The organism is Bacillus sp. B4EP4a (assembly GCF_006680105.1).
Taxonomy (GTDB): Bacteria; Bacillota; Bacilli; order Bacillales; family DSM-1321; genus Peribacillus; species Peribacillus simplex_E.
In genome coordinates this window covers 1-20,558 of sequence record NZ_VHIK01000040.1, presented here as the reverse complement: position 1 = coordinate 20,558, position 20,558 = coordinate 1, and the positions used below count along the sequence as shown (strand labels likewise).

At 34.0% G+C, this 20,558-nt stretch carries 16 protein-coding genes and 1 pseudogene; 14 read left to right on the top strand and 3 right to left on the bottom strand.

Annotation, left to right across the window (positions count from 1 at the left end):
- Positions 1 to 341 precede the first annotated feature (341 nt).
- The 3 genes from FNK51_RS19700 to FNK51_RS19690 all read left to right on the top strand — a co-directional run bounded on the left by FNK51_RS19700 (position 342) and on the right by FNK51_RS19690 (position 4,552).
- Entirely contained in the window at positions 342 to 1,964 is a 1,623-nt protein-coding gene (locus tag FNK51_RS19700) for a glycosyltransferase (RefSeq protein WP_141994399.1), read from the top strand.
- Positions 1,951 to 3,132, top strand: a complete 1,182-nt coding sequence (locus FNK51_RS19695) for a hypothetical protein (RefSeq protein WP_141994398.1) — start codon at positions 1,951 to 1,953, stop codon at positions 3,130 to 3,132. Before FNK51_RS19700 ends, FNK51_RS19695 begins: the two co-directional genes overlap by 14 nt.
- Before the next feature lie 415 nt (positions 3,133 to 3,547).
- Positions 3,548 to 4,552: an NAD-dependent epimerase gene (locus FNK51_RS19690; RefSeq protein WP_141994397.1), complete on the top strand. Its 1,005-nt coding sequence runs from the start codon at positions 3,548 to 3,550 to the stop codon at positions 4,550 to 4,552.
- A 782-nt stretch (positions 4,553 to 5,334) separates the two neighbouring features.
- Here the strand turns inward: FNK51_RS19690 and FNK51_RS19685 are convergent.
- The 3 genes from FNK51_RS19685 to FNK51_RS19675 form a co-directional block, all read right to left on the bottom strand.
- Positions 5,335 to 5,700: a hypothetical protein gene (locus FNK51_RS19685; RefSeq protein WP_141994396.1), complete on the bottom strand. Its 366-nt coding sequence runs from the start codon at positions 5,698 to 5,700 to the stop codon at positions 5,335 to 5,337.
- 144 nt (positions 5,701 to 5,844) lie between these two features.
- Positions 5,845 to 6,501 carry an acetyltransferase gene (locus FNK51_RS19680; protein ID WP_141994395.1) on the bottom strand — a complete coding sequence of 219 codons (657 nt, stop codon included), beginning with the start codon at positions 6,499 to 6,501 and terminating at the stop codon, positions 5,845 to 5,847.
- Positions 6,498 to 7,523, bottom strand: a complete 1,026-nt coding sequence (locus tag FNK51_RS19675; RefSeq protein ID WP_286178789.1) for an SDR family NAD(P)-dependent oxidoreductase — start codon at positions 7,521 to 7,523, stop codon at positions 6,498 to 6,500. Before FNK51_RS19675 ends, FNK51_RS19680 begins: the two co-directional genes overlap by 4 nt.
- 459 nt (positions 7,524 to 7,982) lie before the next feature.
- Here FNK51_RS19675 and FNK51_RS19670 point away from each other — a divergent pair, with 459 nt between their 5' ends.
- The 11 genes and pseudogenes from FNK51_RS19670 to FNK51_RS19615 all read left to right on the top strand — a co-directional run.
- Positions 7,983 to 9,101: a DegT/DnrJ/EryC1/StrS family aminotransferase gene (locus FNK51_RS19670; protein WP_141994393.1), complete on the top strand. Its 1,119-nt coding sequence runs from the start codon at positions 7,983 to 7,985 to the stop codon at positions 9,099 to 9,101.
- On the top strand, positions 9,098 to 10,144 hold the full coding sequence (neuB, locus tag FNK51_RS19665) for an N-acetylneuraminate synthase (protein ID WP_141994392.1): 1,047 nt from the start codon (positions 9,098 to 9,100) through the stop codon (positions 10,142 to 10,144). Before FNK51_RS19670 ends, neuB begins: the two co-directional genes overlap by 4 nt.
- Positions 10,137 to 11,297 (top strand): UDP-N-acetylglucosamine 2-epimerase, encoded by a 1,161-nt coding sequence (neuC, locus tag FNK51_RS19660; protein ID WP_141994391.1) that lies wholly within the window; start codon positions 10,137 to 10,139, stop codon positions 11,295 to 11,297. Before neuB ends, neuC begins: the two co-directional genes overlap by 8 nt.
- Positions 11,298 to 11,318: 21 nt before the next feature.
- Complete coding sequence (locus FNK51_RS19655; protein WP_098369585.1) at positions 11,319 to 12,032, top strand: acylneuraminate cytidylyltransferase family protein; 714 nt, start codon at positions 11,319 to 11,321, stop codon at positions 12,030 to 12,032.
- Positions 12,033 to 12,095: 63 nt separating this feature from the next.
- Positions 12,096 to 13,556 carry a glycosyltransferase family protein gene (locus FNK51_RS19650; RefSeq protein WP_141994390.1) on the top strand — a complete coding sequence of 487 codons (1,461 nt, stop codon included), beginning with the start codon at positions 12,096 to 12,098 and terminating at the stop codon, positions 13,554 to 13,556.
- 403 nt (positions 13,557 to 13,959) lie between these two features.
- On the top strand, positions 13,960 to 15,438 hold the full coding sequence (locus tag FNK51_RS19645) for a CDP-glycerol glycerophosphotransferase family protein (protein WP_141994389.1): 1,479 nt from the start codon (positions 13,960 to 13,962) through the stop codon (positions 15,436 to 15,438).
- 3 nt (positions 15,439 to 15,441) lie between these two features.
- A complete protein-coding gene (locus FNK51_RS19640; RefSeq protein WP_141994388.1) occupies positions 15,442 to 16,404 on the top strand; it encodes a Gfo/Idh/MocA family oxidoreductase in 963 nt (320 codons plus the stop codon).
- Positions 16,389 to 17,351 (top strand): Gfo/Idh/MocA family protein, encoded by a 963-nt coding sequence (locus tag FNK51_RS19635; protein WP_141994387.1) that lies wholly within the window; start codon positions 16,389 to 16,391, stop codon positions 17,349 to 17,351. The genes FNK51_RS19640 and FNK51_RS19635 overlap by 16 nt, the downstream gene beginning before the upstream one ends.
- Before the next feature lie 846 nt (positions 17,352 to 18,197).
- Positions 18,198 to 18,961: pseudogene (locus tag FNK51_RS27580) on the top strand (sugar phosphate nucleotidyltransferase).
- A 103-nt stretch (positions 18,962 to 19,064) separates the two neighbouring features.
- The gene (locus FNK51_RS19620; RefSeq protein ID WP_141994386.1) at positions 19,065 to 19,406 is read left to right on the top strand and encodes a hypothetical protein; all 342 of its coding nucleotides are present in this window, start codon (positions 19,065 to 19,067) and stop codon (positions 19,404 to 19,406) included.
- On the top strand, positions 19,403 to 20,558 hold a 1,156-nt coding region (locus FNK51_RS19615), incomplete at its 3' end, for a glycosyltransferase (RefSeq protein ID WP_141994385.1). The genes FNK51_RS19620 and FNK51_RS19615, both read left to right, overlap by 4 nt.

Sequence of the window (20,558 nt, the reverse complement as noted above, 5' to 3'; positions counted from 1 at the left end):
ACTTAACCATTCAAGGGAGTTGTTATTCTATAGGCGGGCAAACTGGCAATGCAGCACCTTTGATATAGTTCTTAGGTGCTTTTTTTTATTTCTTTAAATAAAAGAAAAATCTTCATCGACCATTAGAACCATAGAAAAACGTCAATTATTAGTATCATTGTTTGCAAATACTCTTGTGTCATAGCACTTACTTAACTCACCGTTACATTAAGTAAACGCATACTCACTGCCATTTAGCTTTACTGTATGTTATTAGTCCATGCGTACTTATAGAGTCCTGCATAATATACTTGAAAAGGTGCAGGAAATTTGCTTACTATGCTAGAAAGGAGAACATTAATTTGCACACAGTTATGCATTTGAATTTAAGAGTTGATCCGACCCAATATATCCCACAGATTCGAGAAGTTCCTGATTATGATTATATTCATATGGTACGACAACCTAAATATATGATAGATCTTTCCCTTTTGAATGAGAAAGTTCATTATCTCAATGAAATTTTCTCACCAAAAGAATATGTGGAAAGAAATGATATCTCCCTCTTACATGCTCACCATGGTCAATTAGGGATGTTATTACTTCCTTTTAAAGAAGGAACAAACCTTCCGTTGGTAACAAGTATTCGAGGCAGGGATGCAACCCTAGCTAATCAGCCCATTGGCTATCTAGATAACATGAAAATGCTATTTGATCGAGGTGAGCGTTTTTTTCCAGTTTGTCAGTATTTAGCAGATAGGTTAATTGCTTGGGGTTGTCCATCAGAAAAAATTAGAGTGTTATATGGTGGCGTTGACCTTAACGAATTCAAATACCGGACTCCACATAAAGGGGGCTCTCAAAACATTTTATCCATCGGTAGGTTGGTGGAAAAAAAAGGACATCACATCTTAATGCAAGCTTTTCAAAAAATCAAAGATAAATTTCCAAATGCAACCCTGACGATCATCGGAAGAGGGGAGCTTGAAGAATATCTCATTTCTTTGGCAAATCAACTTAATTTAGGAGACTCTTTTCATTTATTAAATCATCTACCTAAAGATCAAGTACGAGAACAATTGACCAATGCAGATTTATTTTGCGCCGCGAGCCTAGAAGCCGCCGATGGAGATGTAGAAGGTATACCTAATACATTAAAAGAAGCTATGGCGATTGGGGTACCAGTGATTTCGACCAATCATGCCGGCATCCCTGAATTAATAACAAATAACAAAGAGGGTGTTTTAGTACAAGAAAATAATGTAGATGAACTGGCAGATGCTCTTGAATTTATGCTAACTAACAGAGAATTATGGGAAACATATACAGTAGTGGCTCGTCAAAAAATCGAACAAAACTTTAACCTCGTCCAACAGCTTCAACAACAAGCTGAATTTTATGATGAACTTTTAGCCCCTTATAAAGTAAGTAAACAAAATTCAGTAACACCTCGCCAAATAGATAAAAAAACCCTTAAGGAGAATACAAAGCCTCAACAGCAAGATAAGTATGATGGCGAAACAATAGCGCCTAGAAAAAAAGCCGGTTTAGCCAGAAAAGCCCTTATTTATATGCAACAGCATCAAGAGCATCAAGAGCATCAAGAGCATCAACAGCTTCAACAGCATCAACAGCTTCAACAGCTTCAACAGCTTCAACAGCTTCAACAGCTTCAACAGCTTCCACGGCTTCAACAGCTTCAGCAGCTTCAACAGCTTTCACAGCTTCCAAAGCTTCAGCAGCTTCAGCAGCTTAAGCAGCAGACTAAAGATAAAGTCAAAGATAAACATGTAGCATCTAATAAAAAAGACAAAAAAGCAAAGATTCAACAAAAGACTAAAGGTAATGAGGAAACAATAGCATCTCGTAAAAATAAAAATAAAGCTCAAAAATCCGAAAAAGTTAAAAAAGCCCTTAATAAAATTCAACAGTTTCAACAGAAGTCGATGGATGAGCAGTTAGGAGGAGATCATGGAGAATTTTAAAACCATTACTGTAACCAAAGGTGAAAAATCTTTGGAAATTCATAATCCCACAACCTATTCGCTGATTGGAATGGGTGCTCAAGGTGCAGTATTTAAACTTTCAGAAGATAAATGTGTAAAAATCTATTCAGACCCGGTACAAGCGAAAATGGAGGATGAAGCTCTTAATGCTGGAAAAAATCTACCCTTTATGCCTTTGGTATATGATACAGGACCAAACTATATAGTCATGGAATATTTTAATGCTCCAACCTTAAAAGAATACCTGAGAAATTGTACGTATATCCCTGATTCTATAGTAAAGAAACTTCTCTATATATTAAGGGAATTAAAACAAGCAAAATTCACCATGATAGATGCTCCCCTACGCCATATTTTTGTCGTTGGGAATGAGGAACTTAAGGTGATTGACCATGTAAATTCCTTTAAAAGAATGCATCCTGTACCATTAAAATTATTAAGAGATTTAAAAATAATCCTTTTAAAGGACTCGTTCTTAGCCCAAGTGAAAAAGCTCGAACCGGACACCTTCAATGAGTGGGAGGATTATTTCAATCAAAATAGTTTGGACTTTAGAAACATTCCCGTCCTCTCAGGAGGGTCAGGGAATGGAGTAAAAGTAGATAGCGCTATAACACAAACACTCATTGGAAAAGGGCATCAAGGTGCTGTTTATCGAGTGTCTGAAGACACATGCGTAAAACTTTACGGAAAAACTGAACATGCAAATCAGGAAAAAATGGTTCTTTTATCAAGTCAAGACTTGCCTTTTATCCCGAAAGTCTTTGAAACAGGACCAAATTATATTTTAATGGAATATCTATTAGGACCAGATTTAAATACGTTTCTTAAAAAACAATCAGTACTTTCTGAGGACATAACAAAACGTTTACTCTATATATTAAAAACAATGGAAAAATCAGGTTTTAAGCAAATTGATGCCCCATTACGGCATATTATTATAACCAGGAATGGTTTTAAATTAGTCGACCATGTGTACTCGTTTTCACGTGAACAAAAAAGACCTCTCGAGTTATTTAAAGACCTGCGAGAAAGAAATTTTTTAGATTCTTTTCTAAAACAAGTGAAGGCGATAGACCCTGGTACGTATGCTGAATGGACAAAAACACCAATCCCATTAGATGAAAATGAAAATACGCTTATGTAACTGAATCAACTGAATCCTAACGAAAAAATTAAAAAGGTATTACTCCTAATTGTTGAAGTTTTAGTTATCACAAAAATGAGCATATCAAAACCTATGCTGATTTTGCATTCAACGGTTTCCGAGATCGTTTTAGCTTAAACTTCATTCGTAGGTGCTAGTTCACAGCGGGTATAAGAGTGGAAAACTCATAAGGCTTAAAGCGAAAAAGGATATCATGTCATTGGTGGATTACGAATAAAACGTAAGTCTCTCCCCATGAAGATTTTGAGTTTGCTTCCTCTTTATATCCGTCATAATGAACACTGTTCTGTTATTGTAAAGGATCGAAAGTATCAATATATATATACGGATGCTTACTCAGTGTTCCAGAAAGGTGTCAAAATCCTATTGTATAGAAAGGATTGAAATCAATACTATGAACATTATAGTAACAGGGGCTGCAGGTTTCATTGGTTTCCATTTAACAAAACGTTTGTTAGCCCAAGATATCAATGTTATAGGAGTAGACAATATTAATGATTATTATGATGTTTCTTTAAAGAACAATCGACTCAAGATATTAGAAGAAAACCCTGATTTCGAATTCTATAAAATGGATTTGTTGAATAAAGAAAAATTAAATCAATTATTTAAAGACAGAACCATTGATATAGTCATCAACTTAGCAGCTCAGGCTGGAGTACGTTATAGCATAGACAACCCGGATTCTTATGTTAATTCCAACCTAGTTGGGTTTGTAAATATCTTAGAGGTCTGTCGACAAAATAATGTAAAGCACTTAATTTATGCATCCTCAAGTTCTGTATATGGAGCAAATATTAATATCCCCTTCTCAACCAAAGACCCAGTGGATCATCCAGTAAGTTTATATGCTGCCACTAAAAAGTCTAATGAATTAATGGCTCATACTTATAGTCATTTATATAATATTCCAACCACCGGACTCCGTTTCTTTACGGTGTATGGTCCATGGGGGAGACCTGATATGGCTTATTACTCTTTTACTAAAAATATTATTGAAGAGAATACAATAAAGGTTTTTAATAATGGGGATATGAGAAGAGACTTTACTTATATTGATGATATTGTTGAAGGAATAATCCGATTACTTGATAAACCACCGGTTTGTAATATTGGATGGGATAGAGCTAATCCTGATTCAAGTTCAAGTTATGCCCCATACAAAATTTATAATATCGGTAACAATAAGCCCATAAAATTAATGGATTTCATTAACACATTAGAGAAACTAATTGGCAAAAAGGCAAAAATAGAATTCTTACCAATGCAACAGGGAGATGTTAAGGAGACATATGCAGATATTGCCGATTTGCATGCTGATGTGGGGTTCTATCCTTCAACAACAATAGAAGAAGGTTTAACTCATTTTGTAAATTGGTACAATAAGTACAATAAATAAGGAAAAAGGAAGTAGTGAATTTTTTACTAAGTGGGATATTAGTGGATAAAAAATAATGATGGAATCTCTGCTTCAGTCAGTAAGATTAAAAAATATCAATCACGTCAACTTTGTTAATGATAACAAAAGAGGAGGTAATGAATCTAGTTTCCAATGACCAAATATTTCAAGTGTTTTTACTTCCTTTGGGCATTTTTAGATGGAGGTGCCAACATTAAAACGGCCCGGGTCTCTCTTGGATTTTGGCGCGCTATCATTAATGACTCAGTATGGTAATAACTTCCCGTAATAAAGCCAGTAATAATTTGTTTAAAAAGATAATTACTCTGTAAGGAAATTGAATTAGTTCAGGTTACCGTGTATGATCCTACTTTGGAATCTGTTTGGCTAAGTCTAAAGAATACTTTCCAAAGGGTTTCAAGTTTTACGGCGCTCAGCATACTGCTCTTGAGCTTCCTAGCTGTTATATTATATATAGCGCTTATATTTATGGATACTCACGCTCAAAACAGGAATGATGACGATTAAGAACAGCACTAATTTCCTCTTGTAGAATGCCCTAGTTTATGGAGCACTTCTAGTTGTCCACGCTCAAATGTGGTAAGCTCATACTCGTCCTCCATGTAAAAAGTTGTGTGGTAACTTCTATTTTACAAGAGGCAAGTAGGGCTTTTTTTCTAGGTGTCGCATTTAAGTCTGCAATTCATATAATCTAAAAAAAGCAAGCCACAGTAAAAACCAGTTATGTTAGCTTGCTTAAACACGATGATTAAAGTAGCTTTTTATGATTTTATGCGTGTTAACGGCAGTTCTCTTATAATTTCTCCTAAAGCATTTTTCCCGGTCACAGATACGAGGACATCGTCTTTTCGTAGCTCAATTTGAATTTCAAAACGGTTTAATTCAGATACTTCTAATTCAGAAGTGTAACCATATTGTTCCTCTACTTCACCCTTATACCGTCCTACTCTGGTTTTTAGACCATCTATATTAAATACTTCTATATCAAATTTGTTCTTCTTTTTTTCACTATTATTTAGAATGTTTACTACGACAGTGTAAAAAAGCTTGTCCAACGTAAATGAAGGGTCTAAGGAACCGTCACCATTCACGTTTTCAACTGGACCTGTTGAGTATAGTACTGACATAAAATTTAATTCCCCTTTTTATAGTAGAAATTTGACTTTCATCCATTAGTTATATGAAATAATTGGAATGATTGTTATGGATAAATAGTGGAATTTGAGAAAAATGGATAATACTTATATAGATTAAGGTAAGCAAGATTAAATCTAAATGGTTTTCTTACACTGTTTGTCCTCTAAAAGTTTTATTACTTGAGCTGGAACACCATAAGCCAAGCTGAAGTCTGGTATGTTTTTTACTACTACAGAACCTATCCCGATTATACAGCCTTTTCCTATTTTTACATGTGGTGCCACAGAAACCCCAGTCCCTAATTCAGTTTTTGTTCCAACTGAAACATGACCTGCTAAACGGGAACCTGGTCCAATATTTACAAAATCACCTATCATACAATCGTGATCAATGCTTGCAGAGGTATTGATAATACAGCCTCTGCCAATTCTTGTAGACGCATTAACTACTGCACCTGCATTTACAAAGGTACCTTCATCTATAGTTGCAGAAGGGCTAACAATAGAGTTCTTGTGAATAATAGAAGAAATGATTAGTTTTTTTTGTTCTAACTGTTCTAGCTTTTTTTCCCTGATGGAAATATCTCCAATCGCTACATGCCAACTATCAATAGTATTTTCATGCAAATGAATCATTTTTTCTTCATCTAAAACGATCGGATATGGAAGGAAAAAGGGATGATTAGGAAGTGCTTTTGAAAAACAAGTAACCTGAACATAATGACCGAAGGATTTAATGGCTTCAAGAACTACTTTGCTGTGACCTCCTGTCCCGATTATTCCCCACTTCATGTTCGGTCAAGATCCTTGAGTATTTGGAGAACTTCCTTCTGAGTAATTAGATTAACTTTATCTGATCGATAATCAGATAAGTATAATTTTTTGAATAGGGTTGTATCGGGGGAGTTAGGCGAAATTACATACATCTCTTCGTTTTCATACAAATTTTCAAGTTCCGATTCCAGTACTAATTCTTCGTATAATTTTTCTCCTTGTCTTATTCCAATAATTTGCACTTCAGGTTCTTTTACCTGTTTTTGTTTTGAATACTCTTTTAAACCAACTACTAGATCTGAAAGCTTTAAAGCTTTCATTTTAAGAATGTATATTTCTTCGCCCTCAGCATAAGCGCCTGCCTTAATAGTAAGTAGAACTCCTTCTTTGATAGACATAAAAAAACGTGTCATTCCAAGGTCGGTAATGGTCAAGGGCTCTTGATTCATAAGCTGTTCAAATAGGAGAGGAAAGACAGAACCGCGTGATCCGAGAACATTCCCAAAACGAACAGAAGAGAACTTTGTATGGTGATTATTTAATTTTAAATTAGCCTGCTTAAATAATTTTTCTGCTAAAAGTTTAGTTACCCCCATGGTGTTTGTCGGGTTGACTGCCTTATCAGTACTAATATTTATAACTTTCTTTACTCCATTATTTATGGCAGCTTCAATAATATTTAGACTCCCTAAAAGGTTTGTTTTTATGGCCTCATCTGGATTTTCTTCGCATATAGGTACCTGTTTCAATGCAGCAGTATGAAAAATATAATCTACCCCTCGTGATACATATTCCACTCTCTGGAAATCACGAATATCTCCTAGTATATAATAAATGTTATTAAATTCTTTCATTCTTTTTTTCATTAAATATTGTTTGCTATCGTCTTTACTATAAATAATGATTTTTTTAGGAGAATATTTGACTAGTTCCATTACAATTTGACTGCCAATTGAACCAGTGCCGCCAGTAATGAGAATGACTTTATCTTGATAATGATCATATAGATCAGGATTAATATTTAAAGAAGAACCCTGCAAAATATAAAACCTCCTAATTAATAAGATTTGGTAAAAATTATCATTAATCATATTATGTCGATCTATAACAAAAGGCGTTAGTGAATTCAAACATTTTACAAGTAAAACTAGAAAAGATTTGGAAAGCTCCTTTTAATTGAAGAATAATGTTGGAATGATAATATTTTCCTTGGATAAAGTATTTTATGAGAAATATCGAATGGAGGCAAAGCATGGGGATGCGCCTTTTATTGATAGGCTAGGTTTTTGGTGTGAACAGAAATTCCTTATCTTAATATAATAAAAAGACTTCGGTGTTACGTTAAGTACAAAACTCATAAAGGGTTGAATGACTAGAGTAAAAGCATAGCCAATAGCCCCTTAAATAAAAACCATCGGGATCTGAGTGATTTTTAGAGGTTGAATCCAAAAAGAATATTTTAGAATAAGCCCTTATTTAGAATAGAAAGGAGAATGTATGTGCAAATTCCATTATCTAAGCCTGATATAACTCACATAGAAAAGACATATGTAATGGATGTTTTGAATACAGGGGAATTAAGTTTAGGGAACAAAATTATCGAGTTTGAGCGGAAATTCCAAGAATTATTAAACGTTTCCTATGCAGTAGGAATGAATAGTGGTACTAGTGCTCTGCATGTTGCAGTTAAGGCATTGGGACTAAAGGAAGGTGATGAGGTTATTACGTCACCGTATAGTTTTGTGGCTTCAAGTAATTGTTTACTCTATGAAGGAGTAAAGCCTGTTTTCGTGGATGTTCATCCTGATACAACCGTTATGCATGAAAGTTTAATAGAAAAAGCAATTACAGATAAAACAAAAGCCATTTTAGTTGTCCATATATTCGGTCACCCTTGCAATATGGATGAAATTGTTAAAATAGCCAAAAAATATAATTTAAGGATCATTGAGGATGCTTGTGAAGCAATAGGGGCTACCTGGAATGGCAGGCTTGCCGGAACCTTTGGAGATGTAAGTGTATTTGCCTTTTACCCTAATAAACAAATAACAACGGGTGAGGGAGGAATGTTAGTTACGAATGATGAAGAAATATATAACATGGCAGCCAGTCTACGAAATCAGGGTAGAAGCATAAGCAATGAATGGTTAAGCCATGAAAGGCTCGGATACAATTATAGACTTTCAGATATCCATGCGGCAATAGGAGTTGCCCAAATGGAAAGACTTCCAGAAATCTTAAAAAAACGAGAAAAGGTTGCCGAACAATACCATAAGCTCATAAATGAATACCAAGTTCCAGTGATGTACTTAAAAAATCATCAACATGCAACGATTAGCTGGTTTGTGTATCCTGTATTGCTTCCTGAATATACGAATCGAGATAAAGTGGTGGAAGAGCTTCTTAAAAAGGGCATTCAGTCAAAACCATATTTCCCATCGATACATTTACAACCTTTTTATAAAGATCTTTTTCAAACAAATGATGGTGATTTTCCAGTCTGTGAAATGTTGGCAAAACGATCTCTGGCAATTCCGTTTTTTAATGATTTAAGTGAAAAGGAACAAAAATATGTTATTACAACTCTGTTAGATATATTAACGAGGGATACTCAATGAAACTAGAATTAAAGCATATATTGATTGACCGTGACAGTCCAACATTCATTATTGCTGAAATCGGAGTAAATCATAATGGGTCATTAGAATTGGCTAAAAAATTAGTGGATGCAGCCATTGATGCAGGTGCAGATGCCGTGAAATTTCAAATGTTTGACACCGAAGAATTGACAACAAGACAAGCGGATTTAGCAGAGTATCAAAAAAAGACGAAGGAAAAAAACCAGTATGACATGTTAAAGAAATTAGAGTTATCATCTGCCGAATTCATAAATCTAAAAAAATACTGTGACAAAAAAAATATTATTTTTTTAGCAACTCCTTTTGATTTGAAGAGTGTTGATTTTTTAAACGATTTGGATATGTACGCTTTTAAAGTGGGAAGCGGAGACCTTACGAACTACCCCCTCTTAAAACGTATTGTTGAAACAGATAAACCAATTATTCTTTCTACGGGAATGTCTTTAATATCCGAAATTGACCAAACCATCGCCTATTTAAGGGCATTAAAAGAAAACTTGCAAATTAGTATTCTCCATTGTACCTCCAGTTATCCAACTCCCGAGCAACAAATTAATTTAAAAGTCATTAGCGATTACTTAAATAGATATCCTTATGTGATCGGCTACTCTGACCACTCAATCGGGACCCATATTCCTATTGCTGCGACTGCTTTGGGTGCAAGGATTCTCGAAAAGCATATAACCCTCGACAACACCTTGCCCGGCCCGGATCATTTAGCTTCTATCAATATAAAGGAATTCAAGGAAATGGTTCAATTAGTACGATTAACGGAATTATCCCTTGGTTCCGAACAAAAGCAGTTAACGGAAAATGAAAAAAGAGTGAAACCTTTAGTAAGGAGAAGCCTTTATTTAAAATCAAATGTCCCCATCGGAACCGTCATTTCAGAAAATGATCTTATCGCTCTTCGCCCGTTAGCTGGAATAGAGGCTAATGAATTTGAAAAAGTAATCGGGAAAGTCTTAAGAGTTCCAAAAAAGAAATATGAACCTTTATCGTGGACTGATTTCAATGACTAAAAAAGAAGTTCTTTGTGTTACTGGTACAAGAGCAGACTATGGAATCTATCGGCCCTTATTGCTTAAACTGGAGGAGGATTCAGAATTCAACCTCTCCCTTATCGTAACGGGAATGCATTTGTTTAGTGAGTATGGGGAGACCATTCAAGAGATTAAAAAAGATCAACTAAAGATATCAGCAACTCCTTCCATATTAGTGAAAGGAGATAATAAGGCTTCCATGTCCCAATCGTTGGGGTTGGGAATAATATATTTTTCCGAAATTTTAAAGGAGAAGAACCCTGACTTTTTATTAGTCTTAGGGGATCGAGGAGAAATGCTTGCTGCTGCAATCACAGCGCATTATTTAAATATCCCGATTGTTCATTTTCATGGAGGAGAAATTAGTGGATCGGCCGATGATTCAATTCGTCATGCGATTACAAAATTAGCACATCTTCATTTTGCTTCTACTGAAAAATCATACAGGACCTTACTCCGATTAGGTGAGGAAGACTGGCGGATACACGTGATAGGCAGCCTTCGAAAAACTGAAATTAATCAGGTGAAAAATCAGTCCATTTCTGAAAATGAGTTGTTCAGGAAAAAATATTCTATTCAATCTAATAAAAATCTCCTGATAGTGGCTTTTCATCCGGATTCCCGTGATGCTGTCCCTGTTGAAAAACAAGTGGAGACTCTACTTTGTTCATTAAAACCATTTTGTCATGAACAATTAATCTTTATTGGGGCAAATAGTGACGCTGGAGGGGATTTCTTTAATCAAAAAATAAAGGAATTTTGCCACTTTAATAAAGCTGCCACATCTTTTTATCATTCAATACCGCAAGAGGATTATTTGTTTCTTTTAAGTCAAGCGAACGTATTGGTTGGCAATTCGAGTAGTGGATTGATAGAAGCGCCCTTTTTTAATCTCCCGTATGTCTTAATAGGAAATCGGCAAAAGGGAAGAGAACGGGGGAGTAATGTAGTAGAGACTCCCTATAATGAGGTTCAAATTATCGCAGCAATAAAAACTGTTTTGCAAACGGAAAAGAGAATTAGTTCAAATCCATATGATACTGTAAAATGTCCGGAAACTCAGGTTATTAAGGTGTTAAAAGAAATGACAATTGATAAATGGATGTTAATCAATAAAAGCTTTAATAAATAAAACAAGTGGGGGTGAACAAGATTGTATAAAGGCAAAAAAATTATTGCTTTAGTACCAGCAAGAGGAGGAAGCAAAGCCGTTCCTTATAAAAATATAAAACTTCTTTGTCAAAAGCCCCTTATCGCTTGGACCCTTGACCTAGTAAAGGAAATTCCTGAAATCGATAAAGTAGTCGTATCAACTGATGATATAAATATTTCGATCATTTCCCAACATTTTGGTGCTGATGTCATAAAGAGGCCTGAACATATATCAGGGGATCACGCTTTGGCGATTGATGTAGTTAAGCATACAATTGATGTAATAAATGAACAAAAGGAGATCTATGATATTATGCTCTATTTGCAACCGACCTCTCCTCTTCGCTCCAAAGAAGATATTTATGATTGTTTAGATCTTCTTATTGAAAATAATCAAGGTTACAGAGCAGTTGCGACTTTTTCAGAAGCTGAATTAAACCCAATAAGAGCGTGGGTTTTTGAGGATACAAGTCCCATAACTTTCATAGAAAAGGCAAATCCCTTTTTGCCACGACAAAAGCTTCCGAAAGCTTACCAACTTAATGGTGCTGTTTATGCGTTTTATCTAAATGAGATAAATGAAGAAAATGAACAATTTCTTGGTAACCATCCGGGGGGAATCATTATTCCGAAAGAAAGAGCGGTTGATATTGATGAAGAAATGGACTTTTTAATAGCAGAGATGCTTATAGAAAAGAGATTAAATGATCAATAAGGAACGTTGACCTTTTGATATGAGATTTGAATAGAAATTTCACTTATTAGCGGGAGGTTTATAATGTACGGTGAAAATGAGGTGAATGATTATCATCTAGTGAAGTATTCTTTACTGTATGATTTTTTTAACAGTTTTTCTTCAATTGAAATTTCAGGTTTGCCTTTACCTCAATGTTTAGCAGCACAATTTTTAGTCCATATCCAACCATTCGTTGATAAGAACAGGGTAAATCAAAGCCTCATTGAACAGTTGCATAAGCAACAAAAATTTCACACAATGGGGGATGTTTATGAAAAACTTGTAGCTTTCGAAAATATATCTCAGGTAACTATTCAAAAAAATCAGAAGTCTATACTCCTCTCGAACGATTATTATGCTTTCGCGACTGATCAACTAAAAGATTACGAAGTCACATTATTTGCTGTTGCCGATAATGAACTGCATGATAATCTACCGAATCATTTTGAAAATTACCTATTTAGGGAGGAATTTTTAAAAACTAATAACCAGGAAGTTAAACAACAACAAGTACTCCTGAAAAAACAGGTGGATGATAGGTTAAAGGGTATGCCACAACATTATTACTTCAGTAAACCATCATTTTACCAATGGGTTTCAAAATCCTGTGGTGGCATTATTAGATGGGTTTATATTTTAAATCGGTTAATTTTGAAAACGAGACCATCTGTAATCATCATACCTTCAGAAGCAAGCCCTTTTGGCTCAATACTTGGGCTTCTCTCAAAAAAGTACCAAATACCAATTATCTTTATGCCAATTACCGCAATTGGAGACCGGTCCATCATTCCTTCGAGAGCCGATTATTATTTTGCGTGGGGGGGATATCAAAAAAAGTGGTTTATGGAGCGAAAGATTAGAGAAGATAAAATTATGGTTACTGGAAATGTGAAGTTCTATTATGAACAGAAATATACTGCTAGCTTTAAAGAAACATTTTGTGGGAAATTCAATATTCCAAGCAATCATTATATTCTAGGTTTTACAACTCAACCACATCAAACCAATGATAAGCTTGAAAAATGGATAGAAGAAATACCAAATAATCTTCCGATAACAATAATAGTTAAAAAACACAGGCTAGATCAATACAAATACCCGTTGATAAACAAAAAAAGCAATGTGAGAATCCTATCTAGTCATTATCCATTATATGACTTTTTATACAACATAAATGGTTTAATGACTATTGCATCGACTACTGCATTTGAAGCTGCACTATTAGGTAAACCTCTCTTAATCCTTCAACCTATTATTCCCTATAATTATGTATTAAGTAACAATCAAAACAATGCCTTCTTTGCCCAAGCTAAAGCAGGAGAAGTTATAGAAAGTGCTAAAGATTTAATACAGGTTGTAACAAAAATAACGACTGATCCAAGTTTTATAGATGATTTAAAGAGGAAAGGAAATAAATTTCTTGCAGAGGCGCATGTACCTGTGGATCAGACTCCTATTTTAGCAAAAAAAAAAATAGAAGAAATTATTTTAAAGCATTTATAAAGTGTTTGTCGAATTTGGATGTGATTTTTGAGTTAAAAAGTGAAGTCTTTTGGGGGAGAATTAAACACTCTTATCCCAAGTTTTTTTGTAAATACACGCGTGAAAATAGGTGTTAATGGCAACCTTCATCCAAGTTTGTATTAGTGCTTTTGGCTCGTTAATTTGAGCACCATATAAAACATATATTTCAGTTTTGTTAAATTCCAAATACTTACCTAGTAAGGATAAATTTAAGCCTTGGCAGAGTAGGAGAAAAAAAGAGAAAAAAAGAGTAAATAATATAATTTATGGAGGGCTTTTAAATGTTCGGTGAAAATGAGGTAAATGATTATCATCTACTAAAATATTCTTTGCTATATGATTTTTTTGTAATAAATAATCTTTATTCATAGGAGTGGTTTTAATGTACGGTGAAATCGAGATAAATGATTATCATCTAGTCAAATATAATTTAATATATGATTTTTTTCAGTATTTTTCTTCGGTTAAAATTTATGGACTACCATTAGCTCAATGTTTAGCAGCACAATTTGAATTGCATATTCAACCATTTGTTGATCGAAACCGAGTAAATCAAGCTCTGATTAAAAAATTTCGTATGCAAAGCAGGTTTCAGACAATGGGAGATATCAATCAAAAATTATTAACTTTTGAAAATATTTCTCCTGTTATAATCAAAAAAAATAAGAATGCAATATTACTTTCGGATGACTATTATGTCTTTGCGGTTGATCAACTGAAAGAATACGAAGTTACACTGTTTGGTGTTCAAGATAAAGGGCAAAATAATAATCTCCCAAAACAGTTTGAAAAATATCTTTTTAGGAATGAACTCTTAAAAGTCAATAACGTGGAGGTTAAGCAAAATCAAGTACTATTAAAAGCTCAGGTAGAAAAGATTTTAAAGTCTGTGCCTCATCATTATTTTAGTACACCCCTATTTCAACAATGGTTATTAAAAGTATGTTTAAACATTATAAAATGGGTTTATATCTTAGATCAGTTAATTTTAAATACCAGACCATCTGTAATAATAATTCCTTCAGAAGCCAGTATATTTGGTGCAATTCTAGGAATGCTTGCAAAAAAATATCAGATACCATTTATCGACATGCCACTTTATATAATTGGGGATCGGACCATAATTCCCTCTAGAGCCGACTATTATTTTGCATGGGGAAAAAATCAAAAAAACTGGTTTTTCGATCGAAAGATTAAAGAGGATAAACTTACTGAGACTGGAAATATAAGATTTTATTATGAAAAAAAAAGTCCTGTTAGTTCAAAAGAAGCGTTTTATCAAAAATTGAACATTCCAAGCAATCATCAAATCCTAGGTTTTACAACCCAACCATTTCTAGATACCAATTGTCAGATAGAGAAATGGATAGAAACATTTCCCGAAAGTCTTCCCTTAACCATATTAATTAAAAAACATAAGGGAGATCACTATGAATACCCAATATCAGGTAAAAATAAGAATGTGAAAATCCTATCTAGTGATTACCCATTGTATGATTTTTTACATTATATCAATTGTTTAATGACAATTTCCTCCAATACCGCAATTGAGGCAGCAATTTTAGACAAGCCACTTTTCATCCTACAACCCAACATTCCCTATCATTATAGATTAAACAATAATAAACTCAATGCTCACTTAGCAAAAGCTCAGGCTGGAGAAATAATAGAAAATGCGACAGATTTAATTAAAGCTGTAACAAAAATAACAACCGATCAAAGTTATGTGGATGATTTAAAAAAGAAAGGAAATAAATTTCTATCAAAGACACTTATATCTGTAGAGCAGGCTCCTATTTTAGCGAAAAGTAAAATAGAAGAAATTATGATAAAACATTCATTAATGGAGGGAGAGAGATGACAAATGTTTAAAGTTATCATTATCGGGGGCGGGAATATTGGATTTAGACATTTCGAAGGACTGCTCAAGACAGATTTATCTCTCGTGATTTATGTAATTGATCCAAACGTAGAAGCTTTAAATCGAGTGCAGAGGTGTTATGAGGATTCTAATCCAATAGAGAAAACATGTTATTTTTTCGAATCTATAAAAGATATTCCAGGTCAAATGGATCTATGTATCATTGCTACCAGCTCAAAAGTTAGATTGGAAGTTGCTGAAAGGATATTAAAAACTACTTCAGTGAAATATTTGATTTTAGAAAAAGTGCTATTCCAAAAAGTGAGTGACTACGATCAAATGTCATCTCTTCTTAAGGAATTCAATGTAAAAGGTTGTTGGGTGAACTGTCCGTTAAGAACCCTACCTATATTTATGGAACTGAAAGAGAAAATCAAAACTAGTTTAAACTATTATATTGAATATAGTAATTTTGGGATTGGTTGTAACAGCATTCACCAATTAGATTTATTTTCCTTTTTGACAAATTGTCTAGACCTGAAGATTGAAACGAGTAAATTGGAAAATGTAGTTGAGAGTAAAAGAAAGGGATATTTGGAGGTTTTGGGAGTATTAACAGCTTGTACGAATAAGGAAGATACATTGATCATTTCATCAAGTAACCAATCAAGTCTTGAGTATGTCATGAAATATAAATTTAACGAAGAAATTTGGACGATATTCCCTTTGTTGGAGAAAATCACGGTAGAAGACACTCAAAATAATGAAATTATAGAAAAGGTTATCAACTATCCAAAGCAAAGTTCGATTACCTCTCTCTTAGTAACTGATTTATTATTACTTGGAAAATGTTCTCTTCCGGATTATGAGACATCTAAAAAACTACATGTAAACTTGATTATTAATCTAAATACTTTCTTCTCAAAGGTTCTAGGTCATAGGGTGATAGAATGTCCAATCACTTAAAACCAATACTTCTTGTAGGCGCAGGGAATATGGGCTCTGAGTATGCAAAAGTTTTAAAGCAAATGAATCAATCATTTCATGTATTCACAAGATCTGAGGAAACAGCTCTTCATTTTCAAGAGTTAATTGGAAAGGAGGCTTCATTTGGAAATCTAGATCAAATATTGCATGAAAAGCATTCATATGATAGGGCAATCGTGGCCGTTTCCGTAGAACATTTAAAAGAAGTCGCCATTACGCTTATGCAAAACGGTGTTAAAGAAATCCTGCTTGAAAAACCAGGAGCAGTTAGTGGTGATGAATTAATAGAATTGCAAGCAGTAGCTCAAATATTTAATTCAAAAGTATTTATTGGGTACAATAGAAGGTTTTATGAATCGGTTAACAAGTTGCTTTCGTATGTCACAGAAGACAATCCTATTCGCTCTATACATTTTGATTTTACAGAACTTAGCAAGCAAATAGAAAAAAGTAAAAATACAAATGAAGTGAAGAAAAATTGGCTAATTGCCAATTCTTCACATGTCATCGATCTAGCATTTTTTATTGCTGGAAAACCAAAAGTAATACAATCTTTGTCCACAAATCATCTAGCTTGGCACCCTGATGCGGCTATCTTTACAGGCTCTGGAATGACAAACAATGATGTATTGTTCAGTTATCACGCGAATTGGAAATCACCAGGTAGGTGGGGAATTGAAGTAATGACTGACCAATACAAACTTATTCTTCAACCGCTCGAAAGATTATATATAATGAAACACAATTCCTTTCATATAGAAGAAATATCCCTCATAAAACATCATGATACAGAATTCAAACCTGGTCTTTTTAAACAAGTCCAAGCTTTTCTTACTGATAAAAGGCACTTAGTCGATGTGTCAGAGCAGATACAATCCGTTAACAGGGTATACAACTCAATATTATTTGGATATAAACAAAAATAGAGTAATAATATTTGTGAAAAAAACTTATAGGATGCTACTTTTCCTCAAAGTTAATATAGAAGGTGAAGGAGGAAAGGGAAATGCCATACAAGGTTCTTGATGGCTCGGGACAGGATAAGTGAATATATGATTGGTTTGATCGCCAGGGAGGATTTAACTAACGACTATGAAGCTGAATCGACGGCTATGCTTTTCTTCGCTAACGAAAGGGATACTTGTCTCAAATGAAGCATTTTAGAGCAGGTTTTATTTCGGCTTACCGGTTCAGTTTCAGGGAGGAACCTTAATAATTTAACAGCGGTTCTATCTTATTTGGCTAGTGGGTGGACTCTTTATATTTACCATTGAGAGACATAGAAAAACCCGAATTAGAGGGCACTTTTTTATTAGTATATATTATTCGGGTATATAACAATCGCACCATAAGTTCATGTGCAAATCATAATAAATGTTCACTCCTTCTTCAATTAAATCCTTTCAATGAAACTTAAAGCTGAAGCATTTTAAATTTGAGTGATATAGGGAATGTTTAAATGCAATAAATAGTTGAATTTTGTAACACATCTTAGGGTGGTATATTTTCCGGAAAGACTATCAGGCTCCCAATTAGCGTAGGAATGTCTACTTTTTTTATAATAGACTTTTGCCATTCAATATTTACAAATTCTTAAATAATTAATAATTGTTTTGCATATAGACAATAGTACAAACAATAAAGAGGACTAGTTCATTTAATAATAAAAAGGTTTACTTTACCCTATAGAAAATTCAATTTTCACATTGCTAGACGATTACCAAACTAAACAAAAAAAGTAAAGGAGGGGTTTTGCGATAATTTAAAAAGCAATTATTCCTGCGGCTGGATATGGAACGAGGGGTTTACCCGTAACGAAGGTTGTTCCAAAAGAATTATTTCCGATAGTTGTTAAGCCTGCTATTCATTATGTCGTAGAGGAGGCAATGGCGTCAGGCATTGAGGAAATATTAATCGTCGTTTCACCATCATAAAATCTGATTGCAAACTATTTTGATCGGTCACTTGAATTTGAAGCATTTCTTGATAAAAAACAAAAAACTCATTTATTAGAAAAAAACAAGATTCCCAATTTTCATATCCAATACACTATACAGCCCTATGCTAGTGGGCTTGGTGATGCAATCCTCTTAGGGAAAAACTTTGTTGGAAATGAACCACTTGCTGTATTGTTGCCTGATGAAGTTATTATTGAAAAAGAGACGGCTGGATTAGGTCAGTCAGTAAGAGTTTTTGAAAAAAATAAAAAAAGTGTACTCGGTCTAAATGAAGTTGAAAAACAGTTGTTGTCAAACTACGGTGTGATGAATTGAAAAATATAGATAGTGGTATAGGTAAAGTTATCAATATCGTTGAAAACCATCAAACGATCCACCTTCAAATTTAGCTGTCATTTGAAACCATTTAATTTTTCTTGTTTAGAAAAAATCCTGGAGTTGGTGATGAAAGGTCAAATAACAGATGCCATTAATGAAATGCTGAAAATTAGAAAATGTCTATGGGGAAAACGATTGATGGAGACAGATTCGATATTAGTAGATTTGAAGTGTACAAGGCAGCAGATCAATATAATTAAAAATTTAATGAGTAAAAGCCTAAAATCAAATAAAAAGAGATAGGTAAATAGGTAAATTACATGCAAGCAAAAAATATGTAAGTTAATAAAAGGAGAAAGTAATTTGAACCCTGAAAATATGAAAACTCCATTGGAAGTTCTTAAAGAGTATAATTTATCAGATTTTCTCATGACGTCCCTTACACGTAATTCTGCAAAAGATCTTCTATTCAAATTAAATCCTCTGTTTGAAAACTACCTTAAAGTTTGTTCTGAAGACCTACCATACAAAGACATTTTTTATAAAGCTGATTCCATGTTCCCTCATGAATTTCACAAGCAAGTGAAACAAATTGGAGAACAAGGAAAAATAAAAAAATTAGGCAATTATCAAGAGCTATTAGTTTTAGCAGGACGCGAGAAGAGCAAATATGAATTTCTTGTTAAAGGGACTGAGGCAGGATGAAAACCATTGCTTATTTTGTAAGTGAAAACATTAAAACACACCAACGTTTTATATATAATCAAATCGTAAAAATAAGTAGCTATCGCTCAATCGTAATCGGCCCATTCGACGATACCAACCAAACAGAATTCCCCTTTGAAAACTACTATAATTTAAACAAGATTAAAGATCTAGAAAATTTCTTCAAAGAACAAGAAATCATAGCCATTCATGCTCATCACGGAAAACATGGACAAGAAATTTTGCCTGTATGTGAAAAATATAATATCCCATTGATTGTTAGCATTAGAGGACGTGATGGTTCTGATAGACCAGAAATTTTCAGAAAAAATGCTAAGCGATATTCATCATTTATTAAACATGGTGCACACTTTTTTCCTGTTTGCCAATATCTTGCAGAAGGATTAAGAAGTTTAGGAATTCCGGATGAAAAAATTCATGTGTTATATGGTGGTATCGAAACAGATCTTTTCGCCTATTCTACCCCCATTCTTCCTAAAGAAGGCGAAATAAGAGTTTTATCTGTAGGTAGACTTGTAGACAAAAAAGGATTTGTTACTCTTATAAATGCATTTAAACGGATTTATTCACAATATCCAAGGGCTAGACTGCATATTATTGGAACAGGTGAAGATGAGGAAAAAATTAAATCGGTCATTACAGAATTTAACCTTAAAGATGTTGTGATTCTTAGAGGAGCTATGGATTCAAAACAAGTTTCGAACGAATTAAAAAAAGCTCATATCTTTTGTCTTGCAAGTCAGACAGCTAAAACTGGTGATATCGAAGGCATCCCTAATGTCTTAAAAGAAGCAATGGCTAGCGGTTTACCTGTCGTTTCCACTCAACACGCGGGAATCCCTGAATTAATTGAACACCAGAGAACAGGTTACCTAGCTCCAGAAAAAAATGATATTGAGTTAGCGAAAGGTATACAATTCTTTTTAGACCATCCAGAGATTTGGAACGCCTATACGGAAAGAGCACGGAAAGTCATTGAAGAAAAATTTGATGTCAATAAACAAATTATGGAGCAAGAAAGATTATATTCTCTCGTTAATACAACGGAAACGAAGACGGAAGCCGAAATGGAAACGAAGACGGAAGCCGAAATGGAAACGAAGACGGAAGCCGAAATGGAAACGAAAACGG

Bases quoted from the DNA above. Each gene is read 5' to 3' on its own strand.
- FNK51_RS19695 (WP_141994398.1), top strand. From the start codon at position 1,951: ATGGAGAATTTTAAAACCATTACTGTAACCAAAGGTGAAAAATCTTTG.
- FNK51_RS19690 (WP_141994397.1), top strand. From the start codon at position 3,548: ATGAACATTATAGTAACAGGGGCTGCAGGTTTCATTGGTTTCCATTTA.
- FNK51_RS19685 (WP_141994396.1), bottom strand. From the start codon at position 5,700: ATGTCAGTACTATACTCAACAGGTCCAGTTGAAAACGTGAATGGTGAC.
- FNK51_RS19680 (WP_141994395.1), bottom strand. From the start codon at position 6,501: ATGAAGTGGGGAATAATCGGGACAGGAGGTCACAGCAAAGTAGTTCTT.
- neuB (WP_141994392.1), top strand. From the start codon at position 9,098: ATGAAACTAGAATTAAAGCATATATTGATTGACCGTGACAGTCCAACA.
- neuC (WP_141994391.1), top strand. From the start codon at position 10,137: ATGACTAAAAAAGAAGTTCTTTGTGTTACTGGTACAAGAGCAGACTAT.
- FNK51_RS19650 (WP_141994390.1), top strand. From the start codon at position 12,096: ATGTACGGTGAAAATGAGGTGAATGATTATCATCTAGTGAAGTATTCT.
- FNK51_RS19645 (WP_141994389.1), top strand. From the start codon at position 13,960: ATGTACGGTGAAATCGAGATAAATGATTATCATCTAGTCAAATATAAT.
- FNK51_RS19640 (WP_141994388.1), top strand. From the start codon at position 15,442: ATGTTTAAAGTTATCATTATCGGGGGCGGGAATATTGGATTTAGACAT.
- FNK51_RS19635 (WP_141994387.1), top strand. From the start codon at position 16,389: ATGTCCAATCACTTAAAACCAATACTTCTTGTAGGCGCAGGGAATATG.